16 protein-coding genes are annotated in these 17,252 nt (G+C 43.7%); 3 read left to right on the top strand and 13 right to left on the bottom strand.

All coding sequences use genetic code 11. The annotated features are described in order from the left end of the window. Nucleotides 1-16 precede the first annotated feature (16 nt). Nucleotides 17-973: an acetylxylan esterase gene (locus tag AC3WTB_RS13870; RefSeq protein WP_106025718.1), complete on the bottom strand. Its 957-nt coding sequence runs from the start codon at nt 971-973 to the stop codon at nt 17-19. A 247-nt stretch (nt 974-1,220) separates the two neighbouring features. On the opposite strand from AC3WTB_RS13870, the gene AC3WTB_RS13865 reads away from it, so the two are divergent. After that, on the top strand, nt 1,221-2,006 hold the full coding sequence (locus AC3WTB_RS13865; RefSeq protein ID WP_106025719.1) for a carbon-nitrogen family hydrolase: 786 nt from the start codon (nt 1,221-1,223) through the stop codon (nt 2,004-2,006). A gap of 243 nt (nt 2,007-2,249) precedes the next feature. Here AC3WTB_RS13865 and AC3WTB_RS13860 read toward each other — a convergent pair whose 3' ends face one another. Continuing rightward, on the bottom strand, nt 2,250-3,167 hold the full coding sequence (locus AC3WTB_RS13860) for a LysR family transcriptional regulator (protein ID WP_492333923.1): 918 nt from the start codon (nt 3,165-3,167) through the stop codon (nt 2,250-2,252). Between the two features lie 116 nt (nt 3,168-3,283). On the opposite strand from AC3WTB_RS13860, the gene AC3WTB_RS13855 reads away from it, so the two are divergent. Beyond that, entirely contained in the window at nt 3,284-4,057 is a 774-nt protein-coding gene (locus AC3WTB_RS13855; protein ID WP_198457118.1) for a class I SAM-dependent methyltransferase, read from the top strand. Between the two features lie 39 nt (nt 4,058-4,096). On the opposite strand, the gene AC3WTB_RS13850 is transcribed toward AC3WTB_RS13855, so the two are convergent. Both AC3WTB_RS13850 and AC3WTB_RS13845 read right to left on the bottom strand, forming a co-directional pair. Beyond that, nucleotides 4,097-4,654 (bottom strand): shikimate kinase, encoded by a 558-nt coding sequence (locus AC3WTB_RS13850; RefSeq protein WP_003214270.1) that lies wholly within the window; start codon nt 4,652-4,654, stop codon nt 4,097-4,099. Between the two features lie 85 nt (nt 4,655-4,739). Next, nucleotides 4,740-5,513, bottom strand: a complete 774-nt coding sequence (locus AC3WTB_RS13845; RefSeq protein ID WP_039176354.1) for an IclR family transcriptional regulator — start codon at nt 5,511-5,513, stop codon at nt 4,740-4,742. A gap of 148 nt (nt 5,514-5,661) precedes the next feature. On the opposite strand from AC3WTB_RS13845, the gene AC3WTB_RS13840 reads away from it, so the two are divergent. Further along, nucleotides 5,662-7,020, top strand: a complete 1,359-nt coding sequence (locus AC3WTB_RS13840; RefSeq protein ID WP_059374385.1) for a hypothetical protein — start codon at nt 5,662-5,664, stop codon at nt 7,018-7,020. A gap of 44 nt (nt 7,021-7,064) precedes the next feature. Here AC3WTB_RS13840 and AC3WTB_RS13835 read toward each other — a convergent pair whose 3' ends face one another. From AC3WTB_RS13835 to AC3WTB_RS13795, 9 genes are all read right to left on the bottom strand, one after another. After that, on the bottom strand, nt 7,065-8,378 hold the full coding sequence (locus AC3WTB_RS13835; RefSeq protein ID WP_039176349.1) for an MFS transporter: 1,314 nt from the start codon (nt 8,376-8,378) through the stop codon (nt 7,065-7,067). 45 nt (nt 8,379-8,423) lie between these two features. Then, complete coding sequence (locus tag AC3WTB_RS13830) at nt 8,424-9,626, bottom strand: CaiB/BaiF CoA transferase family protein (protein WP_492333856.1); 1,203 nt, start codon at nt 9,624-9,626, stop codon at nt 8,424-8,426. 124 nt (nt 9,627-9,750) lie between these two features. Then, nucleotides 9,751-10,131: a cupin domain-containing protein gene (locus AC3WTB_RS13825; protein ID WP_039176346.1), complete on the bottom strand. Its 381-nt coding sequence runs from the start codon at nt 10,129-10,131 to the stop codon at nt 9,751-9,753. A gap of 23 nt (nt 10,132-10,154) precedes the next feature. Further along, nucleotides 10,155-11,915, bottom strand: coding sequence for a thiamine pyrophosphate-binding protein (locus AC3WTB_RS13820; RefSeq protein ID WP_144490699.1), 1,761 nt, complete (start codon nt 11,913-11,915; stop codon nt 10,155-10,157). Nucleotides 11,916-11,953: 38 nt separating this feature from the next. Continuing rightward, a complete protein-coding gene (gene aroD / locus AC3WTB_RS13815) occupies nt 11,954-12,670 on the bottom strand; it encodes a type I 3-dehydroquinate dehydratase (RefSeq protein WP_327842395.1) in 717 nt (238 codons plus the stop codon). Nucleotides 12,671-12,736: 66 nt separating this feature from the next. Continuing rightward, a complete protein-coding gene (locus tag AC3WTB_RS13810; protein WP_492333855.1) occupies nt 12,737-14,170 on the bottom strand; it encodes an aldehyde dehydrogenase family protein in 1,434 nt (477 codons plus the stop codon). Next, on the bottom strand, nt 14,167-15,024 hold the full coding sequence (locus AC3WTB_RS13805; RefSeq protein ID WP_492333854.1) for a citryl-CoA lyase: 858 nt from the start codon (nt 15,022-15,024) through the stop codon (nt 14,167-14,169). The genes AC3WTB_RS13810 and AC3WTB_RS13805 overlap by 4 nt, the downstream gene beginning before the upstream one ends. Nucleotides 15,025-15,543: 519 nt before the next feature. Beyond that, nucleotides 15,544-16,365 carry an NAD(+) synthase gene (gene nadE, locus AC3WTB_RS13800; protein ID WP_024424335.1) on the bottom strand — a complete coding sequence of 274 codons (822 nt, stop codon included), beginning with the start codon at nt 16,363-16,365 and terminating at the stop codon, nt 15,544-15,546. Nucleotides 16,366-16,562: 197 nt separating this feature from the next. Then, the gene (locus AC3WTB_RS13795; RefSeq protein WP_106025724.1) at nt 16,563-17,159 is read right to left on the bottom strand and encodes a DUF1989 domain-containing protein; all 597 of its coding nucleotides are present in this window, start codon (nt 17,157-17,159) and stop codon (nt 16,563-16,565) included. Nucleotides 17,160-17,252 lie beyond the last annotated feature (93 nt).

Below are 17,252 nucleotides of genomic sequence, written 5' to 3'. Positions count from 1 at the left end.
CGGCCTCTTTGTTCTTTTATTTGAGCAAATGCTTTTGTAAGAAGGCGAGCTTCTCTGTTTGAAACGCCGGGATAAATTCGTGTCCAAAATAGCGATATATCTTCAGGTCTTTTTCTGTTTCTAAATGGTTGTATGCCGCAAACACAGTAGATGGCGGGGTTATTTTGTCAATCAGCCCGATCGCCATCAATGTTGGCTGTTTCACCCATCCAGCTAAATTGATTAAATCAAAATAGCTTAATGTCTCAAATGCCTTTTCCTCCACTTCTGGATCACTGTTTCTTCGAAAGTATGAATTGATTTCTAAATAAGGCTGCTCCAATGCAACGTCCACTGCACGCTCGAAGTTCGATAAATAAGGGTAATCTGCTGCTACGACCTTCGGAATGTCTGAAAGGGCTGCGGCGGCTACCGCTAATGCACCTCCTTGGCTTCCACCAATCACGCCGATTCGGTGTTCATCTACTTCGGGGAAGGATTGAACCACTTCAAGTGCACGGACGGCATCTAAATAAACGCCGCGATAATAGTAAGTCTCCTTGGATAAAATACCTTTTGTCATCCATCCCAAAGCGTGACCGCCTGGTGTCACTGACGTATCTTCACTGCCGCCTTGACCGCGGACGAGCATACCAAATGTCGCATAGCCATGCAGCGCCCAGTTGACAATGTCGTGAATGCCGCCATCATAGCTGGCATTATAGCCATGAAAACGAACGAGCGCTGGATGCGGACCTGATTGATCTGGTACCGCGTACCAGCCTTCAATTCGAGAATGCCCAAAGCTTTGATACGTCAGGCGGTACACCTTGACCCCTTTCACTGGATAGTCATAAGGTTCAAGCGCTGGATCTGCCTTCACTTGACGCAGTTCTTCAAGCGATGCCTTCCAAAAGTCTGAGAAATCAGGACGTGCTGTTTTCTTTGGTTTATATTTTTTTAGATCTTCTAATGATAAATCGAACAATTGCATATCCTACTATTCCCCTTTGTTTTATTAGTTATATATATCATACCACTCATTTCTTGATTGAGAAAGTCATTTAACAAAACCTTCTGACATTTCTATTGGCAAAGATGATGGAAACCTTTATGATAAAGAAACTGACCATAAAGACTAGATGTTCTCAGACAGAATCATCCTTTACTATATATTCATGAAGATGATCGATCGTTCATGAATTTTCACATGACATATAGCGAAAAAAGGAGGAATCCCTATGAAAATCGCCCTTGTCCAAATGGACGTACAAATTGGAGAACCTGAAGTGAATTTTAAAAAAGCAGAAGCGTTTTTAGAAGAAGCGGTCCGCGAGCAGCCGGATCTGATCATTTTACCCGAAATGTGGAATACCGGCTACGCCCTTGAACAAGCCGATCAACTTGCGGATGTAAACGGTGAACGCACAAAACAACTTTTCTCTTCCTTTGCCCACAAGCACCAAGTATATCTCATCGCAGGCAGTGTCTTAAATAAGCGAACAGAAGATGAAAACATCACCAACACGATGTATGTCTTTAACCGCCAAGGTGAGCTTCTGTTAGATTATGATAAAATTCACTTGTTCCGTCTAATGGATGAGCACAACTATTTAACCGCTGGTGATCAGCTTGGTTTATTTGACTATAGTGAAGATGTGAAAATTGGCGCGATGATCTGCTATGACCTCCGCTTCCCGCAGCTTTCTAGAACACTTGTGAACAAAGGGGCGAAGATCCTCGTCAATACAGCGCAATGGCCGTCAGCCAGAGTGGATCATTGGCGCAGCCTGCTCATTGCAAGAGCGATTGAAAACCAGTCATTTATGATTGCTGTAAACAGAACAGGCACAAGCAGAGACACAGAATTCCCTGGACACTCCATGGTGATTGACCCACTCGGCCGCATACTGCTTGAAACACGCGATGACGAAGACATTTATTATGCGGAAATTGATCTTCAGCTAGTGGATGAAGTCAGGCAGCAAATTCCGGTGATGACGGATCAGCGTCTGGACTTATATTAAAAAGCAGGGTGCTCCCCTGCTTTCAGCGTGTAGACAAACCCTCGCATTCTTTGTCAGGTCTGCGCGCCGGTACTCACGAATGTCCAATTCGCTCTGTTCCGGTGCTCGTCCTTCCTAGACTGCAAAGGTTTTCTATCACGCTGAAAAGAAGACAAAGGGCTAAAATCTAGATCATTTTAGCCCTTTGTCACCAATCTTAAAGCAGGGTGCTCCCCTGCTTTTTGCGTTTAATTAAACGTTTGTTTAAGCTTTCCCTTGATTCTGATATAGGTCCATGAAGGCTTGAGCGGCTTTCGTTAAATACCTTTCTTCCACATATGCAAACACAAGTGTGCGGGTTGGGCATGAATCAATGTTTAAATAAGTGACTTGGTTCCTATCCTCTTGTGCCACCATTTTCGGCACAACGGTCACCCCTAGTTCGTTTTTGACCAATGCCTGTGCTGTTTGAATATGACTTGTTTCAAAAGCCACTTTTGGCTGAAAACCGTGATGAAGACACAGTTCTGTGACCACTTGCCGAAAACCGTATCCCTCTTTCAACAAAATAAATGGGATACCTTCAAGAAGCCGAAAGGGAACGATTTCGTGACCGGTCTCTTTTTGCCCTGCCTGCTCAATGATCTCGTTCAATGCCTCTGATAACCAGGGCTGAGCAGCTTGCGGAACTGCAAGAAGGAGCGGCTCTGTCAGCATTTGTTTCGTTTTCAATGATTCGTGCTCGACAGGCATCGATAAAATAGCCAAATCCAGCTTTCCAGCCAATAGAAGTTTTTCGAGCTCACGCGGAGACTCTTCTATAAGTTGAACGTGAACATGAGGATACGTTTGACAAAAGGTTTTTAATAAACCGGGCAAGACATATACCCCTGTCACTGCTGGCGCTCCAATGTTCAGCTCTTTCCCGATTTCATAAGCTGCTTCTCCCATTTCACGCAGCAAATCATCTCTTTCCTTCAAAATATTCTCAGCCCTTTTAATGAATCGTCTCCCTTGAGGTGTGGGCGTTACTTGTCCATATTTTCGAATAAATAGTGGTGTGTCTAATTCCTCTTCCAGCTTCTTTATTTGCTGGCTTAGAGAAGGCTGTGCAATATGAAGTTGATCCGCTGCTTTTGTAAAACTTTGCTGCCGGTACACTTCTATGACATATTCCATCATTCGTATATCCACTTTCATCACCTCATAGGTTTTAACTATTCATGCCATATCTTTTATGTCTTAGACAAATAACAGAAGGAATTCTACGATAAAGAGACCACAAAGGGGGAAAAGAAATGAATCCATATGCTAAAGCAGAGAACCAATTCTCACAAAATGCCGAGAACTATCGAGATTCACCTATATTTGCAGCCGGAGAAGAGCTGGAATGGATGAAAACAGCAGCAAATGCGACGGGACATGAGCATTTACTTGATATTGGCTGTGCGGCAGGACATACCGTTTTTTCCTTTTCAGACGTCATCTCTAAAGGAATCGGTATTGATGTCACACAAAAGATGATCGAGGTTGCTGAAGCACTTGCTGAAGAACGCCAGCTGACCCACATTACTTTTGAGCAGGCAGCCGCAGAAGCATTGCCCTTCTCTGATGAATCATTTGATTTAGTGACGTGCCGATTTGCCGCTCACCATTTTCCAGACCTTCCGGCAGCCATGTCTGAAATCAGCCGAGTCTTAAAAAAAGGCGGCCAATTTCTGCTCGTCGATCATTATGCACCTGAAAACACTGCACAGGATTCATTTATTAATCACTTAAATAGACTGAGAGATCCCTCTCATGTGCGAGAAAGCTCGTTATCAGAATGGAAAGAGCTTTTCGTAGCAAACCAATTGACTCAAAACGAGATTCGTTACTGGGATCTGCACATTGATTATCAGGACTGGATTATACGTGGACGCACACCAGAGAACGTTCAAAAGGAGATCGTTTCCCACCTTCAAGCCGCAGACCCTGACACAAAGCAGCTGTTTCAGCTTCAATTCGATGCACAGCATCAGCCCATTTCTTTCTGTTTAAAAGCTGCATTGCTTCAAGGAATCAAGCATTAAACTGATAGAAAAAAGTCTACCCTAAACGGTAGACTTTTTTTATTTCGAATATAAATCCCAGCCAAGCTTGAGTGTGTCCACAATATAATTGGCGACTTCCTCAGCCTCTAAATGATCTGTTTCCACTCTGGAGTTATGAAGAGAATAAATTTCCCGGCGTTCTTCAAACAGCTCTTTCATCTCATCAAGCGTCCGGTTGTGAAGAACAGGGCGGTTTTCGATTAAAATATCCAGCCGCTGCTTCCAATTCTCCCAAGACAGGTCAAGGAAAAGAACGGTACAATGCTTCAAGCAGGCGCGTTTGATTTCTTCCTGTTTGAATGCACCGCCTCCAAGGGAGACGATCTTAAGCTGTGTATGTTCACATAAATCGACGATATAATCCTTTTCAGCCTGCCTGAAGAATGCTTCTCCTTTTTGCTGAAACATCTCTGGAATCGTCATGTTGTACTTTTTCTCAATCTCCTGATCGACATCAATAAAATCTCTATATAGCTTTTTGGCAACCAGCTGCCCAATGGTTGTTTTTCCAACACCCATAAAGCCAATGAGGACAATATTCCGCTGTCTTACAGGAATTTCTCTATTGATTTTCATGGTCGTGACACGTCCTCCCTACGACAAGGAATGCTACATAATGTTTCTATTATATGATAAATGGAGCGCGAAAAGATAGACCATCTTAAAAATTGTGTTTAACGACGTAGCCGAGCTGTTCAGAGAGCCTCTGTGCTTGTTCTTTCACTTTTTGCTGCAACTGGGGAATGACTTCTTCAGTAAACCGATGGGTTGGACCAGATATGGATAAACAAGCTTTCACTTCCCCATGAATATTAAAGATTGGTGCCGCTACTGCCGCAGATCCTACCTCTCGTTCATCGATACTGCAAGAAGTATACGTGTCAAGAATATGTTTACGTTCCTTTTTCCAGTCGTCTCCCATCACATGATCAGCCTCAGCCGCAAATACTTTTTGTTGAAATTCTTCACTTTGAAATGCCAATAATACCTTTCCGCCTGCACCTGCGTATAATGGCAGCTTCTCACCAATCTTGACAAGATGCCGAATCGATTGCAGCCCTTCCGCTTGTTCAATACAAACCCTGCTTGTTGAATCGAGTACATACAGGTTGACGGTTTCCTTTGTTTCATCACGAAGTGCGTACATGAGTGGTTTAGCCAGTTCTCTCAATTGAATGGACTTCCCTGCAATGTACCCGAGGAGATAAAGCCTTTGACCCAATCGGTATTTCATTGTTTCTTGATTCTTTTCCACAAAATGATTCATTTCAAGTGCCTTGAGCAGTCTCGTTGTCGTAGACATTGCTAAATTCATCTCTTTTGAAATATCCGTTAGCGTCAGCTCTTGACGTTCTTCACTAAAACAAGAAAGAATATCCAAAGCGCGCTGAACCGTACGCAGTCCTGATTCTTCTTTTGACTTCTTATCAGCCATGTTCACTTTCTCCTTTTCCTCTTTGATTTCTTATCGACATAAACGATCGATTTTGCTATAATCCATTTTAAATGTTCCACTAAAAGAAAACAAATTCTACTAGACGGAATAAAATCAATTGAAGATGTTTGATGGAGGAGATATTTGAATGTACCTGGTCGTTTTTACACTTCTGATTAGCTTATATATTGTTCATCAACTATTTCCTGCTCCCATACTCTCCTACTTTGTTGGTCTGCTGGCCGCTATCTCGCTCACCATTTCTTTTAAGAAAGCCAGTGGGCTTTATTTGAAAACAGGTGCTGTGTTTCTCATCATTGGTTTGTTCTTATTCTTCTTATCCGGCCAGCCATTGCATACGTTTGTTCTTCACTTTCATTCCATGCTAGGCCTGCTTTCTTTATTTTTCATGCTGCCTTTTATTCATTCTCTCATACATGTTGGACATTTCGATACACAATTAAATAAACTGCTCACACTGCATACAACGAGTCCAAACCAGCTTTATCGCAAGAGTTCATTTGTCACTCATATTCTTGGCATGTTTTTAAATATCGCGACGATCCCCTTACTATATACATCACTCAAACCGTCGCTGGAATCCCTAAAAAAACAGGTGCAGCAACATCTTTATACACGCAACCTCTTAAGGTCATATGCATTATGTTTAAGCTGGAGTCCTGTTGAAGTGCTAGTCAGCGTCACCATTGATGCAACCAAACTAAAATATTATCAAATTGCACCCATTACTTTTGGTTTAATGATCGTGGTGCTGGCGGCAGATTGGATGCTTTTTTCTCGGCAAAGCAAACGATTACCAAACATCATTCAGTCAGCACAAACAAACTCCAACCCTCATCGAATTAAGCGAAAAACCCTTCAGCTCGCTTTCATGCTGCTGAGTTTTATGACAGCCGTCTCACTTGTCGATGCATGGATTGGAAAAGGCTATTTATTTGCTGTTGTGCTGACAATTATTCCATTTGCTCTATTATTCTCATCTGTTATCAAAAAAAGAAAACAGTATATAGCTGTCTCTGTGCCACATTGGAAAGAAAGAACCAATCAGCTCTCCAACTATATGTGTCTATTTTTAAGTGCCGGCTTCTTTGTCGATATGCTGCTTGCCACAAACAGTATGCAGCCGATTCAAGCATTTATTGTCAGTATAGCAGACCATGCCATTTGGGTTTATTGTGTCATCGGGTTGTATTTTCTGATCACCGCTCTTTGCGGTTTTCACCCGCTCGTCTCGCTTGCTTTATTAGTCAGCATGATGACACCTGTCATTCATGAACTGCCTGCTCTTCCCATCGCCATCATGCTGATCGTTGCTGGCACATCCACTGTTATGTTTAGCCCTTTTAATGTTTCTGTCTCCTTATTGGCAGATTTGATGAAGGTCAACCCTTACCGTATCACTCGGTGGAATATATGGTTTGCTGGCTTTTATATCAGCATGGGTATCGCATGTGCAACAGTTATCACCGTTATTTTTTATTCATAAAAAAAGAGAACTCGTCTTGATATGAGTTCTCTTTTGCTTTCCCACTACGGTTTTAATTGGATACGTTCAATTTTACCTACAATGAAAATGTACGACAATGCCCCGCCTAATGCGACTAAACTGACGAATAAAATTCCCCCGTTGTAAGAGCCTGTCGCCGACACGATGAATCCGATAATCAGCGGAGTGATGATCCCAGCTAAATTAGCAAAAAAGTTAAATACGCCGCCAGCAAGCCCAACCATTTCCCTCGGTGCCACCTCGGACAGCATCGTCCAAGAGATATTAGACAGTCCTTGCGCAAATGAAGCGATGGATAAAATGGTCAGCACAAGCGGGATATTCGTTGTAAAGTTTGCTAAAACAATGGTACTCGTCATCAGCAAGCCAACCACTACCGGCAGCTTTCTCGCTACATTCACTGATACGCCCTTTTTAAGCAGCCAATCAGACACATAACCTCCAAACAAGACCCCAAAAAATGCAGCAATATAAGGAAGAGAAGCAGCAAAACCTACCTTGAGAAATGCCATGTTTTTCGCCTCTGCCAAATAGGTCGGAAACCACGTTAAAAAGAAAAAAAGTGTAGACGCAACAGAGAATTGGCCAATATAGAGCCCGATCAACTTACGATATTTCAGAAGGGCTGCAAAGTCTGCCCATTTCAGCTTCTCCTGTGATGCGACTGTCAGCCCTTCGCCTTGCCGGATTAATTCTAACTCATCTTCATTTATCTTCGGATGCTCTTTCGGTTCGTGATAATACTTGTACCAAAAGAAAGCAAATATGATACCGAGCGCACCTGCCGTAATAAAGACGGTTCTCCAATCGAAAGTCGTCATGATCCAAAAAAGAAGAGGTGTCGCAAATGCAAGACCCACATACTCTCCAGCTGTGTATACTCCTGTTGCAAAAGCCCGTTCCCGCCTTGGAAACCATGTAGTGACAATACGATTATTTGCAGGAAATGCGGGAGATTCTGTAATTCCAATAAACAAACGGCAGCCGAATAAAAAGGCAAAGCTATTCGCAAACGCCTGTAAGCCTGTAAAAATAGACCAGGTAACGAGTGATATCCCATACGTTACCTTTGAGCCAAATTTATCGAGAATAAAACCGCCTGGTATTTGCATCGCTGTATATGTCCAGCTAAATGCCGAAAAAATCAGACCTAATAAGGCAGGATTTAATTGCAATGAAGATTGAATAGCAGGCGCAACAATAGACACACTGGCTCGATCAATATAATTAATAGCGGTAATAAAAAACAACAGAATCAATATGCCAAAACGGGCTTTCGTTGGTTTCACATATGCGGGCTGCAATTCATTCCCCTTCAATTCTGAATGCACTTTCATAACCATCCTCCTTTGTTTCCGCAGCGTGCGGTTCGGTTGAACGTCTTAAATAACCCCTTTTTCTTCTAACTGCTTACACTCTTCTTTTGTTAGGCCAAGCATATTTGTTAAAATCTCATAATTATGTTCGCCTAAATCAGGTGCAATGTGACGGATACTTCCAGGTGTTTTTTCAAACTTCGGAATGATCCCAGGCACCTTCACTTTTCCAAGTCGAGGGTGATGCACTTCGACGATATTCTCTCTTGCTTTAAATTGTGGATGTTCAAAAATATCCCGAATACTTAAGATCGGGCTCACAGGGACACCGTGAGTATCTAGAATTTCTAATACGTCATCCCTTGTTTTCGACGCGATCCATTGCGAAACAATTGCATCCATTTCTTTGTTATGCTTCAGCCTGGATGCATTAACCGCGAATTTTTCATTCTCTAATAAATCTAATCGATTCATCGCCTCAGCCAATCGATTGAAGGTCGAATCTGTACTTGTCACAAGAACCAAATAATGCCCATCCTTTGTCTCATAGGTACCAGCAGGGCTTGAATGACCGCTTAGCCCCGGTGAACGCTCACGCACCTTCCCAAGCTTGTCATATTCTGCAACCAAAAACTCTAACATACGAAACACAGATTCATAGAGGGCCAAATCCACCATTTGCCCCGTTCCTTCTGGATGTGTATCCCTGTAATACATCGCTGTCACAGTAGCAAATGCCACATAGATGCCAGCAATATAATCAGTTAGAGAAAATGAAGGGCTGACTGGATGCCGGTCTGGAAACCCTTGAATATATGTAAAGCCACTAAACGCCGTCGCTGGCGTTCCAAATCCGGCCTTGTCCTTAAACGGGCCCGTTTGACCATAACCCGATACACGAATCATAATTAAACGAGGGTTGATTTCTTTTAACACATCGTACCCAACGCCCCATTTTTCGAGTGTTCCAGGACGGAAATTTTCGATCAGTACATCGACCTGAGCTGCAAGCTTTTTAAAAATGTCTTTTGCTTCGTCTTTGTGCAGATCCAGTGTAAGGGATTTCTTATTCCGTGAGAGACCTGACCATCTAAGTGGTTCCCCATCTGCAAAAGGGCCGACATGCCGCAGCGTATCGCCTTTACCAGGAATCTCGACTTTGATGACTTCTGCTCCAAAATCCCCTAGAAGCACCCCGCCATAGGGTGCAGCGATCATTGTAGAGACGTCTAATATTTTTATTCCTTCGAGCGGTGTATTCATATTCATTGCTTGACTCCCTTTCATTCAAGTGATGAAGGGCTAAAATCATTTCTAATTTAGCCCTTTTCATCTTTCTGATTGACCCGTAAGGCCCTGATGATTCAAAAGCAGGGCTCACCGGTGCAGGTTTTTAATCCTTCGGAAGCTGCCCTTGCGGCGTGTAGAGCCAAATGAGCCATAAAGGTTCATCGCCTGTATTCACATGCTGGTGCGGGACACCGTCAGGAATGAACATAAAATCATTTTGTTTAAAGGGCTGCCTTTCTCCATCACAAATGACTTCGCCGGACCCTTTAATCACAAAATCAAATTCCTCTGAACCCGGGTGATTGTGCACTGAACTTGCTTCCCCTGGTTCAAAAATGGTGAGACCCGCCATCATATGTTCTGATCCAACGGTATCTGGTGTAATCGTTTGAAATACCTTTCGAATCATTTGCTCCTCTGGACGATCTAAGCCTAACCATAATGGGTTCCCATCTTGAAACGGATTCAATACTTTAATTTTCATTGTTGATTCCTCCCTAGTAATGTTTAGTTCACACTGACATGTGAGCGTTTTGTATTTGGTGAATAAATGTCATTAATATTCCAATGTCCATCCGTAGGAACAGGATCATTTTTCATCGCTACATCAATGACGCAAGGCTCTTGAGAGGCAATGGCTTCAGCCAAGGCTTCTTTGAATTCAGACGCAGAAGTGATTTTAATCCCCTTCATTCCATAACCTCTCGCAATGGCAGCAAAATCCGGAGAATAGCTTTCTCCACCTTTTCTAAAAACAGTGCCGTACGTCGTTTCATAGTGCGCCATTTGCAAGCCGGCTATTGTGCCAAACGCACTGTTATTCATCACAATCCACACAACAGGAATATTTTCTTCAACGGCTGTTGCGAGAACGGATGGATTTTGACCGAATCCGCCGTCTCCAACGAGTGACACAACGACACGGTCAGGTTGGGCAATCTTTGCTCCAAGTGCAGCGGGAGCGCCAAATCCCATCGTCGCAAAACCACCTGGCGTTAAAATGGTCCCAGGAGTCAATACAGGAAATTGCTGTCCTACCCCATTTTTATTCCAGCCAACATCGGTTGTAATGAAAGCATCTGACGGCAATACTTCCCGCACTTCCTGCAAAATACGCTGCGGTTTCATTGGGAAAGACTCGTCTTGAATATTCGTCAAATTGCTCTTTTGAAATTCCTCACGATATGCCGCAATGTCCTTTTTCAGTTCAGGGCGATCGATACCTTCTGGCAGCCTTTCTTTCGCCACGCGATTGAGTACGGTCAGTGCCTGCTTGAGATCGGCTACCGCTCCAATTTCAACAGGGTAGTTCCGGCCAATTTCATTCGGATCAATGTCAATATGAATGAGCTTGGTTGATTGGAAATTGAACGTATACTCCGATTCCCACGAGCTCGCATCAGCTTCAGCAAAACGGGTGCCTAAAGCCAATATATAGTCCGCCTCTTTGCACTGATCATTAATAAATTTTGTCCCCCAAAATCCTGTCATTCCAAGGGTCATTGGGTGATCATCCGGCATGGCTCCTTTCCCCATCAAAGAGTGAGCAACAGGGATACTTAGATGGTCAGAAAATGCCTTTAATTCTTCAGCTGCATCAGCTAGTAAAATGCCTCCCCCTACATATAAGAGCGGCCTTTCTGCCTGCAGCAATCGGTCTAATATCCGATTGGCCGTTTGATCATCAATAGAAGGTTTTTCAATGGTGTGTGTATGATGGTTCATTTGTTCAAACAGGGACACATCTAGGTCTTTTGAGAACACGTCCATCGGAACAGAAATAAGCACCGGGCCAGGTCGGCCGCTTTCAGCTAACTGAAATGCTTTTGATAAAATCTCTGGAAATAATTCTGGAATATCGACTCGCCATGCTCTTTTCACAAACGGCCGGTAAATTTCGTATTGAGAGGCATCGGAATGAAGATTAATCTCTTGGTGTGGGTGCTTTCCGTAGTAATGACTTGGAACATCTCCTGCAATGACAACCATCGGAATGGAATCAAGTGCTGCATTCGCCACACCTGTTGCCGCATTGGTGAGTCCAGGACCTAGGTGACTGAGAACAACAGCCGTCTGTTTCTTTGCTCGCGCATAACCATCTGCTGCATGTGCTGCTATCTGTTCATGCCTGACATTTACAAATTGAATCGAGCTTTTTTCAAGCGCTGATAAAAAAGCAATATTCGTATGACCACAGAGACCGAAAATATGCTCGACTCCCCGATTTTCTAAGTACTGAATAACCTGTGTAGAAATATTCTTCTTCATGTTTCTCTCCTCTCACGTTGCAGCTATGAATCTGCTACTCACTTATTCTTTGAAAACACAATAGATAGAACATTGCTCAAATCCTGTATCGCGACTTGCCCGGGAGCTGAGCTTTCTTTCCCTACAGCAAAGGTCATGACAGATCCAAAAAGTCCGCCAACCATTCTTGTAAAAGCCCCGTATTCCCCCATTGCCATCGAAATCACGGGAATTGACAGCTGCTTTTTCGCATAGCTGGTCGCTGAGAGCAGTGTTAATGCATCGTCATAGGTATGCGGCATCACTGCGATCTTTGCGATGTCGGCGCCGACTGATTCTGCATTGACGAGTAGCTGCACGAGACGATCTATCTCAGGGGTGCGATAGAAATCGTGATACGACACAATCAAGGTGACGCCATTTCTTTTAGCTGCCTGACTGACTTGCTGTATATGTGCCACATCCTGCATCAATTCATAATCAACGGCATCCACAAGCTGTGTGGAACAAAGCTCGGCAAGCAAAGAAACTTTCTCAGTTTCGGAGAGTGATATACTTTCGCCGCCCTCCTTTTCAGAGCGAATGGTGAATAAAAATGGGATGCCCTTTGCCTTTTCTACCATTCCCTTAAGGGTTTCTATCACTTGTTCCTTGTCATGAAGGTGATGAAAAAAATCTGCCCGCCACTCGATCACATCAGGCTTCTTCTCTGTTAACACCTCGACCTCATGAAACAATTCTTCCTTTGTATGTCCGATGAGCGGCGTACAAATCATTGGTTGACCGCCTGTCTGCACACTTTTTACTTTTTGCTGAAATGCATTCACATCCCTCCGCCCCTTTCACAGACCATTTGGGAGCACGACCATTTTGGTTTCGGTCATCTCCTCGATGGCGAAACGCGGACCCTCTCTTCCAAGACCACTTCGCTTAATCCCACCATAAGGCCAATGATCCAGTCTAAAATTCGATGTCCCATTGATGACAACACCGCCAGTTTCAAGCTCTTTTGCTGCGTGTAATGCCACATCCAGCTGATTCGTAAAGATCCCTGCCTGCAACCCATATCGACTATCATTTGCTTTTTTGATTGCCTCCTCCAGCTCCTCATAAGGGAGAACGCTGACAACTGGGCCGAACACTTCCTCACAGACAACCTTGGCCTGTTTCGGAGGGTTTAACAAAATAGCCGGTGTGATGCTCGCTCCTTTTCTTTTTCCCCCATATAAAAGCTCAGCACCCATGCTCTCTGCCTCTTGTATCCAAGCCTCAACACGCTGCGCGGCCTGGACATCAACCATACAGCCGATATCACTCTCACTAGACAGCGGATCTCCAACGACAAGCTGCTCTACTTTTTGCTTTAATCCCTCAGTAAACAACGGCATGATTTCCTGGTGGACATAAATTCTTTGAACAGAAATACAGCTTTGACCGGAATTACTAAAGCCTGTTTTGGCACAAAGGGATGCGGCTTGTTCAATATCTGCATCGTGATGAACAATCGTCGCGCCATTCCCTCCAAGTTCGAGCAGTACCTTTTTTAATCCCGCAGAGGTTGTAATATGTTCGCCTCCGGCAGCCCCGCCGGTAAAAGAGATGAGATTCGTTCTTTCATCAGTGACTAACTGTTTCCCAGCCTCGACCCCGCCAATCACAAGCTGCAAACCAGCCTCAGGAAATCCTGCTTCGAGAAGAAGTTTGACAAACGCTGTGGCAACAGCTGATGTTTGCGGTGCGGGCTTCAAAATTATGACATTCCCTCCCGCAAAGGCCGGACCGACTTTGTGACAAATTAAGTTGAGCGGTGCATTAAAAGGGGTAATTGCCAGTACAACTCCGACTGGTACTTTAAATGTCATGGCCATTGCTCCCTGTCCACGCGATGATACATTGCCAGGAATGGTCTCACCTATTAATCGATTCGCTTCTTCCGCCGACTGCGCCAGCGTCTCGATTGATCGCGAAACTTCATCTCTTGTATTTTTAAGTGGTTTGCCTAGTTCTAGCGAAATCAGTTTTGCAAAATGGTCTTTTTGTTCTTCAAGTAAGGTGGCTGCTTTTGTTAGAAGCTTTGAGCGTTCGATTGCCGATATTCCCGCTATTTGTTTTTTAGCATGCTGCGCACTAGAAAGTGCCTGTTCTATGTCTTCTGATGAGGCGAGATAGGATGTACCGATCCTTTCTCCTGAGTAAGGATTGATGATATCAGTTTTGACACGATCGGTATCCAGCCACTCGCCGTTTATATATGACAACGCTTTGAAACCACTCAAATTTTTTCTCCCTCCTTCAAGTGCCGCGTTCCATGCCCTGCATAACGAACCAATCTTTCTTCATTCGGACAAGGTCCCTTCACGAGGGCTCCCTTTGTCAGCTCCTCATATGCATGCGCCACGATGCCCATTCCTCTGGATAAGGAAAAAATGCCTTTTGCTGCTTCTGCCGGAATGTTTAATTCACATTGGATGGCAGCAGATACACCATCTATATTCATCGTGATTTTCTTCCCTTTCAGCTGTTCAAGCTCATGTCTAATCGCTTCGGCTAACCGTAAATATGTCCCGCTGATAAGACCTTGCTGGACATATGTGTGACTCAGCTCATATAGACGCCTCACCCTCGGATCATCATCATGAAGCTGATGTCCGATTCCCGGGATTTTTTCCTTGCGAGTTAACCATGTTTGGCACACTTGCTTTGCCGCAGACTGTACATCCTTTTGATCATCGTAGATCGCTTTGGCTTCGTATAACATACGCATGGCCTTCTCTCCGGCTCCGCCATGAATGTCACCTAATAGATTCACCCCTGTTGCAACAGAGGAATTAAACGAAATACCGCAAGTCACCGCCATTCTGGCTGCTGCAATAGATGGCGCCCTTGGTCCATGGTCCGCACCTGCGACAAGAACACTTTCAAAAAGAGCTGCTTTTGAATCATCCAATAATTCACCAACAAGCAGTAAATAGAGCATTTGTGGATACGACAATTCACCAATCAGTTCTTCAATCGGATATCCTCGAAGTTCAATTGAATTTTTTTGAATATGACTAATCTCAGTCTCCCACCAAGCGCCTCCCTCTTTGTAAATTTCCAGTGCACTTCGATTTTTCATTGTGTCCATCATTCCTTTAGCTTCTTATTTGGAGGTGAACCACCCCTTTATTCCATTCAGTGGAATCTAATTTCACTTTTCGGAATGTGGTTTCATTGTAAGCGCATTCTTTTTCTTCGTCAATCATTTTTTCTGAAAATACTGTCAATAGAAACGGAATTAAGTGAATCGAACTAATTATGCTTGCTTTTTTTGATCAAAAAAACCGATATTTAGTGAAATGGACTTAAGTATATCGTTCTACTAATTTAATGAAATTTTGGTTATTTTGTCAAACCCACTTGAAATTCGACATAAAAAAACCTCTCCATCTGGAGAGGTCTCTGATTATTGACAAAGGGCTAAAATGATCTTTATTTTAGCCCTTTGTCTTCTTTTCAGCGTGATAGAAAACCTTTGCAGCCCTAGGAAGGACGAGTACCGGCGCGGAGCGAATGTGACATTCGTGAGTACCGGCGCGCAGACCTGACACCGAATGCGAGGGTTTGCCTACACGCTGAAACCTCTCCATCTTCTGGAGAGGTCTCTTTTTTATTTCCACCAATCATCAAACATGGAAGCGGGTACTTGGCGTTTATGCTCTGATTGAACATAGCGCTTTTCAATCGCTTCTGCTGCTTGATCTGACACTGGTTTGCCTTCTAAGTAATCATCAATTTCATTGTACGTAATGCCGAGTTCTGTTTCATCCGTTTGCTGAGGTTTGTCGTCCAGCAGATCGGCTGTTGGTTTCTTTAAATACAGGCGTTCCGGTGCTTCTAGCGCTTCGAGTAGCGCCCGGCCTTGGCGTTTTGTCAAGCCTGTGAGCGGAAGAACATCTGCACCGCCATCACCATACTTCGTGAAGAAGCCGGTTACTGCTTCAGCTGCATGATCTGTACCGATGACAAGCAATCCTTCCTCACCGCCGACAGCATATTGCGCGATCATTCTCATACGTGCTTTGACATTCCCTTTATTAAAGTCAGACAATGGGCCGCCTGTTTCTTTTTGATATTGATCACTGAATGCTGATACGGCAGGTGCAATATCATATTTCCACGACTTGTCTGGCTGAATAAATGATAGAGCAAGCTGTGCATCATCTTCATCCTGCTGCACACCATGCGGAAGGCGTACCGCAATAAAGACAGCATCCTCTTTTCCTTCTTGACGAAGCTCACTGACAGCAAGCTGTGCAAGACGTCCGGCAAGCGTTGAATCCTGCCCGCCGCTAATGCCGAGTACAAATCCTTTTGCCCCGGTTTTTTTCAAGTATTCCTTTAGAAATCCAACCCGTTTTTCGATCTCCTGCTTTGGGTCAATTGAGGGCTGCACATGCAACTCTTGGCTGATCTTTTTCTGCAAACTCATACACTTTTCCTCCTAAGCATCCTCTACATGAAGAGAACAGGTTTTACACACAATTCATTGATTTAACAACGTTTTTTGAATCTCCATTATACCATGTTTTCATCAAGAACATTTTGTTAGACGTTCCCCTATTTCTTAGATATCAAACATTCACAAGTGAAAAAGACCATGTCTTTATGGACTGGTCCTTTTCTTTTTTAATCGATTTCTACCCGTATAGATGTACAGCTTGAACCATTACACTTCCCAATATCAGCAGGACAAGCGGACACGGCCACAATGAGATCCATTTCAGCCCTCAGGCGAATGTAGTCACCTGGCAGCGATTTTGGCAGCTCGACAGACAGCTTTCCTTTTTCATCAATGACTGTATTCATAAAGGCATTAAAAGGATAGTACATATCCTCCTTTGGAATTCCAAAAGGCTCAAAGGCCGTCCGCAAATTGTCGTAGCATGTATGCATGACCTCTAAGTGCGTCCGTCCGTATAAAAGCTGATACATCTCTTGCCGGCAGGCGGGCATGTATAAATCATGGCATTCTACTGTATCTTCAATGATAGTAAACATCGGTTTATATAAATTAGAATAGAGCTTATCGCCTTTTTTTACTTTGGACGAGAACAAACTGTCCATCGTCGCACCTTGGTCAAATTTTTCATAAAAATCCTTTTCATGATAGGCCATTACATCTGCTACTTGCTGGCCTTCAATATCAACCACTCGCATACATTGGCCTTTCCCTAAACGAAAGCCGAGTCTACCCTTTGGCAAAATGACGTATTCTCCGTTCATCACATGCACTCCTTTCCATGACAGTATGCCCAAAATGTCCCCTTGATCATGTATAAAAAAAAGACGCGGTCACAAGCTAATGTCATTGAAATA

This window comes from Bacillus sp. EB106-04-04-XG123 (genome assembly GCF_058791855.1).
This window is presented reverse-complemented; position numbering and strand designations above follow the sequence as displayed.

Bases quoted from the DNA above. Each gene is read 5' to 3' on its own strand.
- AC3WTB_RS13870 (WP_106025718.1), bottom strand. From the start codon at position 973: ATGCAATTGTTCGATTTATCATTAGAAGATCTAAAAAAATATAAACCA.
- AC3WTB_RS13865 (WP_106025719.1), top strand. From the start codon at position 1,221: ATGAAAATCGCCCTTGTCCAAATGGACGTACAAATTGGAGAACCTGAA.
- AC3WTB_RS13860 (WP_492333923.1), bottom strand. From the start codon at position 3,167: ATGATGGAATATGTCATAGAAGTGTACCGGCAGCAAAGTTTTACAAAA.
- AC3WTB_RS13855 (WP_198457118.1), top strand. From the start codon at position 3,284: ATGAATCCATATGCTAAAGCAGAGAACCAATTCTCACAAAATGCCGAG.
- AC3WTB_RS13850 (WP_003214270.1), bottom strand. From the start codon at position 4,654: ATGAAAATCAATAGAGAAATTCCTGTAAGACAGCGGAATATTGTCCTC.
- AC3WTB_RS13845 (WP_039176354.1), bottom strand. From the start codon at position 5,513: ATGGCTGATAAGAAGTCAAAAGAAGAATCAGGACTGCGTACGGTTCAG.
- AC3WTB_RS13840 (WP_059374385.1), top strand. From the start codon at position 5,662: ATGTACCTGGTCGTTTTTACACTTCTGATTAGCTTATATATTGTTCAT.
- AC3WTB_RS13835 (WP_039176349.1), bottom strand. From the start codon at position 8,378: ATGAAAGTGCATTCAGAATTGAAGGGGAATGAATTGCAGCCCGCATAT.
- AC3WTB_RS13830 (WP_492333856.1), bottom strand. From the start codon at position 9,626: ATGAATATGAATACACCGCTCGAAGGAATAAAAATATTAGACGTCTCT.
- AC3WTB_RS13825 (WP_039176346.1), bottom strand. From the start codon at position 10,131: ATGAAAATTAAAGTATTGAATCCGTTTCAAGATGGGAACCCATTATGG.
- AC3WTB_RS13820 (WP_144490699.1), bottom strand. From the start codon at position 11,915: ATGAAGAAGAATATTTCTACACAGGTTATTCAGTACTTAGAAAATCGG.
- aroD (WP_327842395.1), bottom strand. From the start codon at position 12,670: ATGATTTGTACGCCGCTCATCGGACATACAAAGGAAGAATTGTTTCAT.
- AC3WTB_RS13805 (WP_492333854.1), bottom strand. From the start codon at position 15,024: ATGATGGACACAATGAAAAATCGAAGTGCACTGGAAATTTACAAAGAG.
- nadE (WP_024424335.1), bottom strand. From the start codon at position 16,365: ATGAGTTTGCAGAAAAAGATCAGCCAAGAGTTGCATGTGCAGCCCTCA.
- AC3WTB_RS13795 (WP_106025724.1), bottom strand. From the start codon at position 17,159: ATGAACGGAGAATACGTCATTTTGCCAAAGGGTAGACTCGGCTTTCGT.